The sequence below is a fragment of the Planktothrix sp. PCC 11201 genome (assembly GCF_900009135.1).
Classification (GTDB): domain Bacteria; phylum Cyanobacteriota; class Cyanobacteriia; order Cyanobacteriales; family Microcoleaceae; genus Planktothrix.
The window spans coordinates 30,557-45,789 of the sequence record NZ_LT797700.1; the positions used below are offsets into that span (position 1 = coordinate 30,557).

10 protein-coding genes are annotated in these 15,233 nt (G+C 39.5%); 5 read left to right on the forward strand and 5 right to left on the reverse strand.

What is annotated here, in order from left to right:
* The first annotated feature begins 33 nt into the window (after positions 1-33).
* Complete coding sequence (locus PL11201_RS09680; RefSeq protein WP_079678491.1) at positions 34-1,563, forward strand: carboxypeptidase M32; 1,530 nt, start codon at positions 34-36, stop codon at positions 1,561-1,563.
* A 161-nt stretch (positions 1,564-1,724) separates the two neighbouring features.
* Here PL11201_RS09680 and PL11201_RS09685 read toward each other — a convergent pair whose 3' ends face one another.
* The 4 genes from PL11201_RS09685 to PL11201_RS09700 form a co-directional block, all read right to left on the reverse strand.
* Positions 1,725-2,660, reverse strand: coding sequence for a DUF1517 domain-containing protein (locus tag PL11201_RS09685; protein ID WP_079678388.1), 936 nt, complete (start codon positions 2,658-2,660; stop codon positions 1,725-1,727).
* 585 nt (positions 2,661-3,245) lie between these two features.
* Positions 3,246-4,448 (reverse strand): DUF4336 domain-containing protein, encoded by a 1,203-nt coding sequence (locus PL11201_RS09690; protein WP_079678389.1) that lies wholly within the window; start codon positions 4,446-4,448, stop codon positions 3,246-3,248.
* A 96-nt stretch (positions 4,449-4,544) separates the two neighbouring features.
* Complete coding sequence (locus tag PL11201_RS09695; protein WP_079678390.1) at positions 4,545-5,270, reverse strand: HAD-IA family hydrolase; 726 nt, start codon at positions 5,268-5,270, stop codon at positions 4,545-4,547.
* 43 nt (positions 5,271-5,313) lie between these two features.
* The gene (locus PL11201_RS09700; RefSeq protein WP_079678391.1) at positions 5,314-6,534 is read right to left on the reverse strand and encodes an NAD(P)/FAD-dependent oxidoreductase; all 1,221 of its coding nucleotides are present in this window, start codon (positions 6,532-6,534) and stop codon (positions 5,314-5,316) included.
* A 183-nt stretch (positions 6,535-6,717) separates the two neighbouring features.
* Here PL11201_RS09700 and psaK point away from each other — a divergent pair, with 183 nt between their 5' ends.
* Positions 6,718-6,975, forward strand: a complete 258-nt coding sequence (gene psaK, locus PL11201_RS09705) for a photosystem I reaction center subunit PsaK (RefSeq protein ID WP_079678492.1) — start codon at positions 6,718-6,720, stop codon at positions 6,973-6,975.
* 211 nt (positions 6,976-7,186) lie between these two features.
* Here psaK and PL11201_RS09710 read toward each other — a convergent pair whose 3' ends face one another.
* Complete coding sequence (locus tag PL11201_RS09710; RefSeq protein WP_079678392.1) at positions 7,187-8,755, reverse strand: NAD(P)/FAD-dependent oxidoreductase; 1,569 nt, start codon at positions 8,753-8,755, stop codon at positions 7,187-7,189.
* 376 nt (positions 8,756-9,131) lie between these two features.
* On the opposite strand from PL11201_RS09710, the gene PL11201_RS09715 reads away from it, so the two are divergent.
* The 3 genes from PL11201_RS09715 to PL11201_RS09725 are packed head-to-tail and all read left to right on the forward strand — an operon-like array spanning position 9,132 to position 15,233.
* Positions 9,132-12,017 (forward strand): PAS domain-containing hybrid sensor histidine kinase/response regulator, encoded by a 2,886-nt coding sequence (locus PL11201_RS09715; RefSeq protein WP_079678393.1) that lies wholly within the window; start codon positions 9,132-9,134, stop codon positions 12,015-12,017.
* Complete coding sequence (locus tag PL11201_RS09720; RefSeq protein ID WP_079678394.1) at positions 12,014-13,855, forward strand: two-component system response regulator; 1,842 nt, start codon at positions 12,014-12,016, stop codon at positions 13,853-13,855. Before PL11201_RS09715 ends, PL11201_RS09720 begins: the two co-directional genes overlap by 4 nt.
* On the forward strand, positions 13,845-15,233 hold the full coding sequence (locus tag PL11201_RS09725; protein ID WP_079678395.1) for a hybrid sensor histidine kinase/response regulator: 1,389 nt from the start codon (positions 13,845-13,847) through the stop codon (positions 15,231-15,233). Before PL11201_RS09720 ends, PL11201_RS09725 begins: the two co-directional genes overlap by 11 nt.

A 15,233-nucleotide genomic window follows, 5' to 3' on the forward strand; every position in this document is an offset into this window, starting at 1 on the left:
CCCCTACCTCCCCTGCTCCCCCTGCGTTTCCTCATGTCCGTTTCTTCCTCTCCGAACCCCAAATTCACAGAACTGCTTAATCGCCTCACGGAAATTAACGATATTAAATCGGCAATTTCCCTATTGCATTGGGATCAAGCCACCTATATGCCACCTGGTGGTGCTCAGGCCAGGGGGCGACAAATGGCGACCTTACGCCGCCTCGCCCATGAAAAATTCATTGATCCCGTTTTGGGAGAACTTTTAGAGGATTTACGGACTGAGGAGGCTAACCGTCCCTATTCCTCCCTCGAAGCCAGTTTAATCCGGGTCACCCGTCGAGATTATCAGCGGGCGGTGCAGGTTCCTTCAAAACTGATGGCACAGATATCCCAGCATCAATCCGCCTGCTATGATGCCTGGGCTAAAGCAAGGGAAGCCCAAAGTTTTGCTATTGTTCAGCCTTATTTAAAAACCACTTTAGAATTGAGTCAGGAATATGCCAGATGTTTCCCCTGGTATGAACACATTGCCGATCCTTTAATTGATCAACAGGATCAGGGGATGACGGTGGCGAAGGTGCGATCGCTATTTGAACCTCTGCGTGAGCAATTAGTGATGATCGTGGAAACTCTCGGCAATTGTGTTCCGTTAAATAACTCTTGTTTACATCAAGATTTCTCTCCTAAAGAACAAATCAAGTTTAGTCTTGGGGTAATTCAGGCTTTGGGTTATGACTTAAATCGAGGACGCCAAGACAAAACACTGCATCCGTTTATGACGAAATTCTCAATTAATGACGTGAGGATTACCACCCGTGTTTATGAACACCATCTGGGACAGGCCCTATTTAGTACCATTCATGAAGCGGGTCATGCCCTCTATGAACAAGGAATTGCACCGGAGTTAGAAGGAACTCCTTTAGCGGGGGGGGCTTCCTCGGGTTTGCATGAAAGTCAAGCTCGTTTATGGGAAAATGTCATCGGTCGCAGTCGAGGGTTTTGGGAATGGTGTTATCCTCGATTACAGGGGGTGTTTATGCGGCAGTTAGGACAGGTAACAACAAATCAATTTTATCAAGCCATTAATCAGGTAACTCCCTCTTTAATTCGTACCGATGCAGATGAAGTTACTTACAATTTACATATTATGATTCGCTTTGATTTAGAGTTAGCGATGTTGGAGGGAAAATTAGCCATTTCCGATTTACCAGAAGCTTGGAATGAACGGTATAGAAATGATTTAGGTGTTATTCCGAAAACAGATTTGGAAGGGGTTTTACAGGATGTGCACTGGTATATTGGATTAATTGGTGGAATGTTCCAGAGTTATACGTTAGGGAATTTAATGGCGGCTCAAATTTATAATACTGCTATACATCTCGATCCTGAAATTCCCTTTGAAATTGAACGGGGCAGTGTGAAGCGGCTGTTAGAATGGTTGCAACAAAATATTCATCAACATGGCCGAAAATTCACAACCCAGGAATTAATTGAACAGGTCACGGGTTCCCCTTTGAAAATCGATCCGTTTCTTCATTATCTACATAATAAATATGAATATCTCTACAATTGTAAATTCTAATATGAAATCCTTAAATTAGTGCTAGAGATGGCAAGGGAACAGGGAACAGGGAACAGAAATAATACTTCTAGCTCTTTCATATCAGTATTAAAATGTTACAACCTATTTAGGATTGCTATATTATTTAAGACTTAAAAAGGTGGCTTACGCCACCCGAAAGCTTAAACCAAGGTTAAATCAGGATAATAAGCCAACATATCGTCGGTGCTGAGGGTATCCCCACTAGCTTGAGGTGTCCAGAGAATTTCTACAGCCAATAATTGTTCACTACCAACGGAACCTAAACGACTTAATGCTTGACGTAATGTTTCAGGACTATTCACTTTAGGAAGTTGAATTTTTCCCAAAGTTCCTACCACCAATGTCACCACAATATATTCGTTGTCCGTGGTGGTTAAATCTCCCGTTTGACTGACTAAGGTTCCCTGATTTCCCGGCAAAGAAGGGGCTACCCCACCAATTAACTGATTATTAACATTAGACAGGGTTTCTTCAGCAAATTTACTCCGTTCGGCTAAAGCCCATTGATTGAATTTAGCTTCAGCCGAATTCATGCCCGTTTGTTCCGACTCCGCAGACCCATAGGCCCAATATTCAGGATGGCGTAACAGGGCTAAGGTGGCTTCCTGCAAAACTTGGGCGCGACCGGCGGCGGAACCCGTATCGGCGGTTTGGGCCATGCGGTCTAAATCCCCTTGTAAATTTCGAGCTTGGGCCAGTAACCCCACTTGTAAACGGGCCACAGAAACCGTCGGGTTACTGCCATATCCCGGTTCATCCTGTCCTTGTCCGATGGCCGACCGGATACTATTGAAGATGAACCCGGCGAGCGCCATAAAAATTAGGAGGGAAAATAACCCACCCCCACCAAAGCCAAAGAAGGGGATGAGGAAAGGAAATCCAAAACCGCCTCCGCCGTAGTACCCCCCTCCAGAACGGCCAGGACTGGGACTATAGCTACGACTGGGAGAGGATCTAAAGGAGCCTCCCCCGATGCGTCCCCCGCTTCTAGCGGCTAATACACCATCGACTTGACTAAAAAATAAAACAGCAACTAAGCTAAAGATAGCTAAGGGTTTTAAAAGTTTTTTGAACATAAATCACATCTCATTTTTTTAGGACATCGAAACTGGAAAATTCTCTTGAGGAAGACAACAGAGGCTCTGTACTTCCTTGATTGTGGGAGTTTTTCTGCAACTTTACCTATACTGTAACGTTTTTTTAATTTTGCTTCAGCCAGATTCTGGTTCGGGATTTACCCTCAAGGGTAGGGAATTTTCTCCTGGTCTTTCTTGCCAGTTTCCATTACCTTTTGCCGTCCTTGAGGTTATCGAGTCCGACGCCCGCCAGAATATTTATCCCAGGGGGTAGAAAAATTTTGCGATCGCTGTTATAATCAAAAATAACTGATAACTGATAACTGATCTAGCCACAGCCACTATTCTTTAGTGACTGTGGCTTTCTTTTTTGGTTGGGATCAACCTTCAAACTCATTGGCAGTCGGGGAATGGGGAATGGGGAATTACGAATTACGAATGGGTAATGGGTAATACTTCGACTTCGCTCAGTAACAGGGTAATGGGTAATGGGGATGCCCAGTGTTCCCAATTATGATCACAAAATATTAAGTCATCCAAACCCCCAAACCCTGGAGATGGCCGAAGTTCTTGGGGTTTTTCTCCTTAAACTTTAGGTTTAGAGGGTGGTGTAATCTTAAATTTATTTAAAAGATGATTAATTTCTAACAGTAACTCAAACTCTGATTCGGGCAATAAATCATAATGACTATTTTTTTCTAAAAAACTAAATGCCTGGCGAAATTGCTCCGGTGTTGCCATAATCGGGGAATCAAAATGACAAGGAATAATCCGGTTAAACTCCCATTTAGAAACTTGATTTGCCCAATTTAAGGTTTCTTCTGGGGCGCGATTTAAAATTAAAGTTTGTAAAATGGGAGCCACAAATAACTGCCCATTTCTGCTTAATGCTTCAAAGGTTTCTTGCCAATTGGGTTTCCATTTAAACGGATAAATTCCAAAATAGGCTTTTTTAGAACGGTCGGGTGCTTGCCACGATTCCCGCACCGCATCCCCCAACTCTATCGTATCTAAAACACTCGGACGAAAATAAAAGGAAAATAACGAGATTCTCTGCCATCCTCGGCGACGGGTGATTTCTGTATCTTCTACTTTATGAAAAGTATCATCTTTGGCGTGGAATAGTAGGGGATAGGGATCGAGTTGTACAATCGCTGGAGGAGTGTTAGGAATGGAAACAATGGTATCGGTTACTAATAGGGTATGCGATCGCTTATGTAAAAAAACTACCTCGGCAAACTGCCCAATTCCTAATGCTAAAGGGCCGAGAATTTTATAGTCAAATTCATCGGCAAAGGGTGTATTGCGACTATCCTGGGGCAGAATATGGGTGCGTTTTGCAGGTAAACCTAACCAACTTAGGGGTAAATTAATCGGAAAACTCCACTGTCCGGGGGCAACAAAAACTTGGGCGTTGGGAAATTTTCGGGCAAAGGGGCCAACAAATACCTTATGTTCAACTCCTGAAATCGTAGGTAGAATAATATATTTTACATCGCCATATTCTACGATTAATTCTCTGATTAAATTCAGACATTCGGAGGTGGGAGCCACGGGAGCATACACTAACAAACCCCCCTGTTCCAGTTTTACCACGGTCATCCGAATGGGCACCACCACATACAGAATCCCCTGCACCTGCTCAAATGTCCAAAGGGTATGGGGAATGACTTCCCGGCGGATGGTGCGTCGCTGACCGTAGGGATAAATGGGGACAACGGGCCACAGGGGCCATGAACAGTCCGGCAATGAACGGGGTTCTTCTGGGGGTTTCCGAGGGTGCTCCACTGTTTTTGTAACTCCTGTGTCCTGTAGACAGACGCGCCGCCGTGGCTCGTCTCTACTTTTGTCCTGTAGATAGACGCGCCGTGGCTCGTCTCTACTTTAGAATATCGGAATTTGTTCTAAACTTTCAAATTCATCTAAAATCCCTTTTGGGGATTCGTCTCGATGGACTAAAATGCCTCGTATTCCTAGGGCTTTTGCACCTTGATAATCGGCTTTAAAACTATCACCAATATGCCAAGTCTCTTGGGGTAAACATTGATGTTTGGTTAAGGCAATTTGGAAGATTTCCGAACTGGGTTTGGCGGCTCCTACTTCTGTGGAAATGGTAACGCTTTGAAAAAATTCAGCTAAATTTAAAGCATCTAAAACTGGATATAATCGGGAATCAAAATTAGATAATACTCCTAATTCTATCCCTTGCTCTTGCCAATCTTTTAATTTAGGGAGAACATCGGGATAAACAAACCAAGGTTTTTCGGTTTCAAAATAATGATATAGAGCTTGAAAGAAGGCAGAAAAATCTGTAAAGTTATTATAGAGTCCAACGGTTTTAAAGGTTTGTTCAGCGATCGCTTTCCACCATTCAAATTCTAAGGGGGGAATTTCACTGGGATCAACCCCCGGAAATGCCATACTCGGAGCCGCTAAAAAACAGTTAAAAAACACTTTATCCAAAATTTCAGCTTCAGCATTGACCCCAAATTGTTTTGCTATGATACGGTAGGCTTCCCCCACACTCTGACGCACACCAAATAACGTCCCAACGGCATCTAAAAAAATGACACGGGGTTTTTCAATTGTAGAATTTTGCGGGTTAGTCATAATTAGTGAGTCAAAAGTCAGGTTAACAGTGGAGACTTGATACTTATTCTCTATCTTCCATTTTTTGATCAATTGAAATTAATAAATCCTGCAAGGGTCGGGTTATCCAATTAAACGCCACCCGAATTTGATGGTCAAAGGTGGGGAAGCGATATAAATAGATTAAACGACGGGTTAAATGGGCAAATTGACCGTCTAATTTGATCCCTAAACCTGTTAAGGTGGCGTTATCAGTTCCTAATGTCATTATTTCCCCTAAATTAATATATCGGAAGGGTAATAAGGGTCTTCCTGTTAATAACGCCCAAAGATTCCATCCGGTATAATCGGCTTGTTGAAAAGCGGCTTGGGCTGTGGTCGGAACTTTTTGACCATCAGCGTCTTGAGATTCTGCTAAATCTCCTAATGCAAAAATTTCAGGATGATCAATTACTTGTAAGGTTGATGTGGTGACAATTTGACCCCGTTGATTGTGTTTTAAAGGCAGTGATCGCACCACCGGAGATACCTGGGTTCCCACCGTCCATAACACTAAATCCACTGGAATTTCATCAATTTCACCTCGATATTCTAGGGAAATTTTATTTCCTGCAACCGTCGCCACAGTGGTTTCTAAATCGATCCAAACCTGGCGATTTAATAAGGCATTTCTAGCCGATTCTTGATTAAATTCAGGAGAGGTTTTTAAGATTTCTTCCGCTTGTTCAATAATTCTAATCCGTCCTTTTGTTCCCAGGCGATCAGCTAATTTACAGGCGAGTTCCACCCCACTATAACCGCCACCTACAATGGCTATTCTAATTTTATCTTGATCTAAGGTTTCTAATCGTCGCAACTGTTCTTCTAAACGATAAGCATCGGCAATAGTTCGGAAGGGAATGGCATATTCTTTCGCCCCAGGAACTAAATCTAAAGGTGTTTCTCCTCCCATTGCCAAAACCAAATAATCATAGGAAATAACGGTATTATCTTCTAGTTTAACCTGTTTACTATCGATCTCAATTTCACTAACCACTCCTTGACAAAATTGCACCTTAGTATCTTTTAATAGGTCTTCAAATGCGGGAGCAATTTCCCAGGTTTGCAGTTCATTGGTCAGCAATTCATACAGCAGAGGTAAAAACAAAAAATGGTCATTTTGATCCACCAGAACAATTTCCGGTTGTTCCGATTTTTGCCAAGGAAGTTGACTCAAACGTAAGGCGGTGTACAGTCCACCAAAGCCTCCACCAAGGATACAGATGCGGGTTTGCGGTTCAGTCATATTAAAATTGGGGGTTTGGTGAGTTGGGCTGTTTCTTTCAACTAGGATAGCAATTTTAGTCGAAAAATGTTAAGTATTGCTACAAGGGCGAAAATCAATTGCCTTTGTTTGGTACAACATCTTAGCTATAACGATTAATTTTCCTTGAGTACAGTTTAAAAAATTTTAGGAGATCATTCCATGATGTTGTTAGCCGCCACCGTCGCTACCCCCGTTACTCACGCCTGGAGTCCTACCATCGCTATTGTGATGATTGTGTGTAATATTGTGGCGATCGCCATTGGTAAATTCTCCATCCAACAGCCTAATGCTGGCCCTCAATTACCCTCACCCAATCTGTTTGGTGGTTTTGGCTTACCTGCGGTTTTAGCAACCACAAGTTTTGGTCATGTTTTAGGGGCGGGTGTGATTTTAGGATTATCCAGTTTAGGAGTTATTTAACTCATTTTAGATGTAGGGGTAATTCCTGAATCATTGGTGTTAACTTAAATAATTAATGCCCTGAACTCAAGTTCGGGCTAAAAGCGATCGGCATCTAAAGATGACTCAACACTGGTCTTTATTAACCCGTTTTAACGGGTTTGGGCTTTTAGCCTGAAATTTATTTCAAGGCTTTTGGCGTTAAGTTGACACTGATATTCATGAATTACTCCTACTCATAATCCTGTCCCGAACCATATTTCCAAGCCTCTAACCAACGATAATAATAGTATTGAGAAGAAAGGGGTAATTTCTTAAACATGGGTTCTAGGGTTTTTCCTAAAGGATATAAACCCGTATAAAGCCCCAAATTCCAGTAGTGAATTGTCCAATCAATTAAACTCATTAACCCCACCTGGGGAATAATTTTAAAAATTAAATCAGGATGAGTCATTGCTGTTTTTGATAGGGTTTTAGTTAAAGCAGAAAACTGTACCACATCTTGTAAAAATGGCTTTAAAATTGGTTCTCCCAATTGTTCCATTCCTTGAAATACGGTAGTTAATAATTGATTAATTTGTTCGGGGTTAATTGTTTGTTGAATTCCCACACTCATCGACCTTTGAAATAACCAAGTTACGGACAAACTGGGCTGATAGGGTTGCAATAAAGATAAGGCATTTTGACTTAATTGATCGGTGGTTAAGGCGTGATCAATTCCATCCGTTAACCGTTGTAAGTGACGTACCATCGCCCCAAATCCCCCAAAACTTAAAGGAGATTGATTTCCGCTACTATCCCCCACCGCCAAAACACGATTCCAGGGCATTTTTAACGGACTATCTTTATAACAGGGAAAGAAACCAAATAACGCCCGTTTAAAGGTTAATTGATTTAACTCAATCTGTTGATATTCGGGTAAAAGTTTAAAATAGTCTTCAAACAAAGATTCTAAACTAAACCGTTGGGGGTTAGCATCTAAATAAGTAAATAAATAAGTTGTTCTTCCATCCCTGGCTGGAAACGCTTCCCAAAAATATTGACATTGATTTTTTAAGGGAGTAAATGAGGCAAAAATATCCCCCGTTTGATTATTAGGATATCCCGTCGCACAGGTTCCCACCACTAAACAAACCGCATCGGGTTTTTTTCCTTGTCTAGCTTGTCGAACTAGGGGGGAAAAATGACCCATTGCATCTATTAATAAACGGGTTTTGATCGTTTCTGACCCCTCTGCTACAAGGTGAGAGGAGTTAACGATTTCTACCCCATTAGGATGAATAATAGATCCTTGATAAGCCGTATTTTCTAATAATATTCCTCCGGCTTCTAAAAATTTAGTTTTGAGTGTTTCTAATAAATAAACTGGGTCAACTCCAATATTAAGAACATTTTTAACCCAAATATCATCACTATTAGGAAAACTTAAACGAGCGGGGTTATATTCCGTAGAGATCGCTGTTTTTAATTCTACTTCTGATAATAAATTTAATTCGATAAAAACCTCTAATTCCTTCCTGGAAATATTCCATTCCTGTTCCCGTCCTTGGAGTTTTCCCCGTTCAATTAATGCCACTCGCCACCCTTTCATCACTAAGGTAGCACCGATTAAAATTCCCAGAGTTCCCCCACAAATAACTACATCATAATCCAGACTTTCCAAGGATTGATCATCCTGTTTAATGGTATGAGGAAGGGGGAGAGTATTGTTTTTTAACTCCGTCCAAAGTTCATCTACTTTTTGTAGACTCTTGAAAGGATTTCCATGAATTTGAGATAAAATTTCTTCCGTGAGAGACATATAGAGTAATCCTATTAAACTTGTGTTAAAAATTTTCTTATAAAAGGCAAGAGGCAATAGACTTTTAGGTATTTTATCAATATGATCCTGTTCTATAACATCTAATTTTTGATGCCCTAATGTAATCAAGACGACATTAACTGGACTTGCCTTTCCAATACCATGGACTTTTTGCTCAAGATAGCATAAATTGATATTAACCTATAGCACTACGCACTCTTAGAACACCGGAACACCAGAATACCGGAACAGTAAGCATTAAAAGGGTTTCAGGACTTAAAAGTGTCCTAACTGTAATGCGCAGCACTATGGTACCAGGGAAAATTCTCAACAAGTCTCAATTGATCATTTGATCATTATCCCATCCCATTAGATCATGAATAAACCCTTCTATCAACGCCTAGCAGAGACTATCAATTTAAGTACATTGCTTTTAATTTTTATTTTCCCCTTTGCTTTGGTCGTTTATCAATTAATTGCGGAAATTGATAATAAAATTGAATTTGCCCAAAAAGAAAAACAAGGTTTGGCTTATAATTATCCCTTAAAAAATTTGCTAGTCAGTATGATTAATCACCGCACCCAAGTTGAGCGGTATTTTAATGGGAATAAATCTTTAGCTCCAGAAATCATCACCCAAGGAGAAAAGATTGAAACCGCAATCCAAAACCTTAATACAGTCGAACGGCAGTTAGCACCCCAACTAAAAGTTAGCCCCCAATGGATAGAAATTAAAACTTCTATCAAGGACAACTGGAAAAATTTACAAGCAGAAAAATTTAATTTATCTCCAGCTAAAAGCTGGGAAATTCATACAACAATTATCAATGATATTTTAGCTTTAATTGATCATATCGGAGATATTTCTAATCTAATTCTTGATCCCTCTTTAGATAGTTACTATTTAATGGATGCCGTTATTAATCAACTGCCCTTAGCCCTGGAAAATACGGCTCAAGCTAAAGATTTAGGGATCAAGATCACCACTAAACAAAAGATGACAGAAAGTGAACAAGCCAGACTGTTGATTATTCAGAGTTTAATTGCACCGCCTTTACAACAAGTTAACAGAGGTTTGCAAGTTTCAGCCAATACTAATCCTCTAATTAAACCGCAGCTATCGGCAAATATTGACCCAAACTTCAAGAATATTCAAAATTTTATTAACTTACTCAACCAAGAAATTATTAATTCTCAGATTATCAACTTGTCTCCCAAAAAATATCAACAAATAGCGGAAAATGCCCTAGAATCACAACTAAAAATTTATGATACAGCCTTTCCTATATTAGATAATTTATTAGAACAACGGATTAACCAGTTATTGAATAGAAAATATCAAATTATTGGGTTTGGATTGTTAGTATTAGGGGTTGTGCTTTGTATTTTCATCGCCTTTGTCATTAACCGCCAACAACGTCAAGCATTTGAAAAAGAATTGCAAGTGGCTGAAAAAAAATATCGTAGTATTTTTGAAAATGCGATTAATGGGATTTTCCAAATTACCCCAACGGGTCAATATCTGAATGCTAATCCGGCCCTTGCTCAAATTTACGGTTACAACTCTGTAGCCGAATTGATTACTGACCTAAACCATATTAAAAAGCAACCCTATGTTAACCCCAATCGCTGGAATGAATTAATTCAAATAATTAGCGATCACCGCAGTATTACCGACTTTGAATCTCAAGTTTATCGCCGCGATGGGAGTATAGTTTGGATTTCAGAAAATGCGGGTGCAATTTATGATACAAATGGTAATATTATCTACTATGAAGGCACAGTAGAAGATATTACTGAATATAAACGCGCCGAACAAGAAATTTATGCCGCCAAAGAAGCCGCCGAAAATGCCAACAAAGCCAAAAGCGAATTTCTAGCTAATATGAGTCACGAATTACGAACTCCTCTGAATGGAATTTTAGGCTACGCCCAAATCCTCAAACGTTCCCCGAAATTAGAAGAACGGGAACAAAATAGTGTCGATATTATTTACCAGTGCGGTTCCCACCTTCTAACTTTAATTAATGATATTCTTGATCTCTCAAAAATAGAAGCTCAAAAAATGGAGCTTTACCCCACGGATTTTCACCTTCCGGCTTTTCTGCAAGCTGTTGCTGAAATTTGTCGGATTCGCGCCGCCCAAAAAAGTCTCCAATTTTCCTATCAACCCGATCCTGATTTGCCAATTGCCATTCATACGGATGAAAAACGCTTGCGACAAGTATTAATTAATTTGATTGGCAATGCGATTAAATTTACGAAAACTGGAGAAGTTAGTTTCAGCGTTATTTTAATTGAAAAAACGGTTAATATTGTTAATAAAGTGAGTTACAAAATTCGCTTTACGGTTAAAGATACAGGGGTGGGGATTAACCCCGAAGAAATTGAAAGAATATTTCTACCCTTTGAACAGGTGGGATCTCGCCAGATTCGATCTGAAGGTACGGGCTTAGGACTAGCTATTAGTCAGAAAATTATTCAACTGATGGGTAGCAATCTTCAAGTCACCAGTCAATTGCAAATGGGCAGTATTTTTGGATTTGATTTAGAGGTATCAGAAGCTAATGACTGGGTAAATACGGTTTCCAAAAATGATCAAGGTAAAATTATTGGGTTTCAAGGAAATACCCAAAAAATTCTCGTGATTGATGATCGTTGGGAAAATCGCTCGGTTATTGCTAATTTATTGACGCCCCTTGGATTTGAAGTGATTGAAGCAGTCAATGGTCAAGAAGGATTAAAAATAGCAATTCAGCATCAACCCAACTTAGTAATCACCGATTTAGTTATGCCGGAAATGGATGGATTTCAACTCATGAAAACTTGGAAAAATATTCCAGAAGTCAAAGATATCAAAATTATTGTTTCTTCCGCAAGTGTGTTTGAAGAACATCAAAATCAAAGCCTAGAAGCGGGGGCTATTGATTTTTTGCCCAAACCAGTTCAAGCCGAAGAACTGTTAGATAAGTTATCGTTGCACCTGCAAATTCAATGGATTTATCAAGCTGAATCCTTGACAGTTGCCGGGATTACGCCCACTTCGGATAAATTGATTCTTCCCCCATCCGAAGTCTTAGATAAACTGTTTAATTTGGCGTTGCGAGGAAATTTGAAAGAGATCATTAAACAGACAGAAATCCTCGAAGCAACCGCTCCCCAATATTCACAATTTGCGTTAAAATTGCGAAAATTAGCACGGGAGTTTAAAGAGAAAAAAATATTAGAAATGCTCAATCAATATAAAGAGGTCAACTCATGAAAGATTTAATTCCTGAATCGGGTACAATTCTGGTGGTGGATGATATCCCGGCTAATTTAGGCGTGTTAACGGATGTTCTCAGCGAGGCGAATTTCACAGTCTTGGTGGCTGAAGATGGAGAAAGTGCGCTGCAAAAACTTGAATATGTGACTCCCGACTTAATTTTATTAGATGTGATGATGCCGGGCATTGATGGATTTGAAACCTATAAACGCCTAAGAGAAAATCCCTTAAATTCTAAAATTCCTGTCATTTTTATCACCGCTCTTTCCCAACCGAGTTATGTGATCAAAGGTTTGTCTTTAGGCGCCGTTGATTATATTACCAAACCGTTTCAAAAGGAAGAAGTTTTAGCCAGAATCAAGACCCATTTAGAACTGCGACGTTTAACTAAAATGCTCGAGCAAAAAAACCAGCATTTATCCGAGGAAATCTATGAACACGCCAAAGCCCGTGCAGACGTACAACGGCTCAATCAAAAATTAGAAATCCGAGTGAAAGAACGAACGATTGAACTGTCTAAAACCCTAGAAAACCTGTATAAAAGTCAAGATTTATTAGAATATAATGCTTTGCATGATTCCTTAACGGGCTTGCCCAATCGGGATTGGTTGATGCAGCGATTAAAATATTTAATTGCTACGGATTCAAGCTATTCGGTTTTGTTTTTGGACTTAGATCGCTTTAAAATTATTAATGATAGTTTGGGGCATTTAGTTGGAGATGAACTGTTAAAATGTGTTGCCCATCGCATACAAGAGTGTTTAACGCCACCTCAAACGGCAACCCGCATGGGGGGAGATGAATTTGTCGTTTTAGCTGATACAGAAACACCAATTTCCCTGACCGAAAAACTCCTGGAACAGTTTAAGTTTCCCTTTAGTTTTAATGGCTATGAAATGATTATAGAAATTAGTATCGGTATAACTTCGAGTGCCATGGGTTATCAGGAACCGATGGATATTCTTAGAGATGTAGATATTGCCATGTATCGAGCCAAAAAGTTTGGTAGTGGTAGTTATCAGATTTTCAATCCCCAGATGCAAGCGGAGGTCACTGCACGGCTGCAATTAGAACAAGACTTAAGAAAAGCCATCCCGCAACAGGAATTTTGCTTATATTATCAGCCAATTGTTTCCCTGGTAACCGGAAAAATTAAAGCGGTTGAAGCCTTAGTTCGTTGGAAACATCCTCAAGGTATGATTGCCCCGGATCAATTTATTTCTGTGACTGAAGAAACCGGATTAATTAATCCTTTGGGCTGGTGGATTTTACGCGAAGCCTGTAGTCAGTTAAAAGCTTGGCAAGAGCAATTTCCTGACCTTCTTTTGAAAATGAACGTGAATTTTTCCTCCGTCCAATTCCAGCAAATTAATTTATTGGAACAGGTGGCAAAAATTTTAAAAGAAACGGGTATTTCTAAAAATACTTTAAGTATAGAAATTACTGAATTTTGTTTATTCCAAACGCCAAATTCCAACTTTCAATTATTAGAAGAAATTGGTGTTGGTTTATGTCTTGATGATTTTTGTACAGGCTATTCTTCTCTCAGGTTACTGAGGGATTTACCGATTAATACCTTAAAGATTGATCGTTCCTTTGTGCAGGATTTAATCAATTACCCCAATGATACAACCTTAATTGAAACTATTCTATTGTTAGGAAAAAGTTTGAATTTGGAAGTAATTGCAGAAGGTGTGGAAACTCAAGAACAAGCAAAAATTCTTCGAGAATTAGGCTGTATTTGGGCGCAAGGGTACTTATTCTCTTACCCATTAGACTATCAAGGTGCAACTCAATTTATAACTGAAAACCAGGAAAAAAATTATGACCAATAATTTATCTTTTTCAGGAAATACCATCCTAATTGTAGATGATAACCCCACCAATTTAGGGGTAATCTTCAATGTCTTAGATGAAGCCGGGCTGGAAGTTTTGGTCGCGCAAGATGGAGAAAGTGCGCTGCAAAAAACAGAATACGTCATTCCCGATTTAATTTTACTGGATATTATGATGCCCGGAATTGACGGCTTTGAAACCTGTTCTCGACTCAAAACTAACCCTTCAACCTCTGATATTCCGATCATTTTTATGACGGCTCTAGGGAATACCGAGCAGAAAGTTAAAGGCTTAAGTTTAGGTGCTGTTGATTATATCACAAAACCCTTTAAAAAAGAAGAAGTATTAGCGCGAATGAAAGTTCATTTAGAATTGCGAAACTTGACTAAAGCATTAGCTAGTAAAAATCAATTACTCGAAGAAAAAATTCAAGAAAAAACCCGTTTAGAAGAAACTTTACAACGATTGAATCAAGAATTAGAAACCCGGGTTGAAGCCAGAACTACCGAACTCAAACAAGCATTACAAAACCTCCAACAAACTCAACTCCAATTAATTCAAAGCGAAAAAATGTCTACCCTGGGTCAATTAGTAGCCGGAGTCGCCCATGAAATTAACAATCCCGTGGCTTTTATCCATGGAAATCTCAATCATACTGAAAGGTATATTCAAGATTTGTTGACAATATTTCAACTTTATCAACAGCAAACTCCCTCCCCAGATCCGGCGATTACAACTCTAGCGGAGGAGGTGGATTTAGAGTATTTAATCCAGGACTTACCCCAGGTGATTTCATCCATGAAAGTTGGGGTAGAAAGGATTCGTCAAATTAGTGTCTCTTTAAGAACTTTTTCCCGTACTGATAATACATCAAAACAAGAAACTAATCTGCATGAAGGGATTGATAGTGCTTTATTAATTTTAAAATATCGGTTAAAAGCAAATGAAAAAATTTTGCCCATAGAAGTGATTAAAAACTATGGAGACTTACCTTTAGTACCCTGTTACCCCGGACAACTAAATCAGGTATTTATTAATATTATTGCTAATGCTATTGATGCCTTAGAAGAAGCAGGATTTAAGCGGAATTCGGAAGCAATTAAAGCCAATCCCAGTCAAATTATAATTAAAACAGAAGTTGACCCTAGTCAAAATAATGTTAGTATTCGGATTAAAGATAATGGTTTGGGAATGTCGGAGGAAATACGCAGCAAAATCTTTGATTATTTGTTTACCACTAAGCCCCCAGAAAAGGGTACGGGATTAGGTTTATCCATTAGCTATCAGATTGTTGTAGAAAAACATTGTGGCCAGTTAAATTGCTATTCACAACCGGGAGTTGGGACGGAGTTTATAATTAAAATTCCTTTAAGTTAA

Bases quoted from the DNA above. Each gene is read 5' to 3' on its own strand.
- PL11201_RS09695 (WP_079678390.1), bottom strand. From the start codon at position 5,270: ATGACTAACCCGCAAAATTCTACAATTGAAAAACCCCGTGTCATTTTT.
- psaK (WP_079678492.1), top strand. From the start codon at position 6,718: ATGTTGTTAGCCGCCACCGTCGCTACCCCCGTTACTCACGCCTGGAGT.
- PL11201_RS09720 (WP_079678394.1), top strand. From the start codon at position 12,014: ATGAAAGATTTAATTCCTGAATCGGGTACAATTCTGGTGGTGGATGAT.
- PL11201_RS09710 (WP_079678392.1), bottom strand. From the start codon at position 8,755: ATGTCTCTCACGGAAGAAATTTTATCTCAAATTCATGGAAATCCTTTC.
- PL11201_RS09700 (WP_079678391.1), bottom strand. From the start codon at position 6,534: ATGACTGAACCGCAAACCCGCATCTGTATCCTTGGTGGAGGCTTTGGT.
- PL11201_RS09680 (WP_079678491.1), top strand. From the start codon at position 34: ATGTCCGTTTCTTCCTCTCCGAACCCCAAATTCACAGAACTGCTTAAT.
- PL11201_RS09725 (WP_079678395.1), top strand. From the start codon at position 13,845: ATGACCAATAATTTATCTTTTTCAGGAAATACCATCCTAATTGTAGAT.
- PL11201_RS09685 (WP_079678388.1), bottom strand. From the start codon at position 2,660: ATGTTCAAAAAACTTTTAAAACCCTTAGCTATCTTTAGCTTAGTTGCT.
- PL11201_RS09715 (WP_079678393.1), top strand. From the start codon at position 9,132: ATGAATAAACCCTTCTATCAACGCCTAGCAGAGACTATCAATTTAAGT.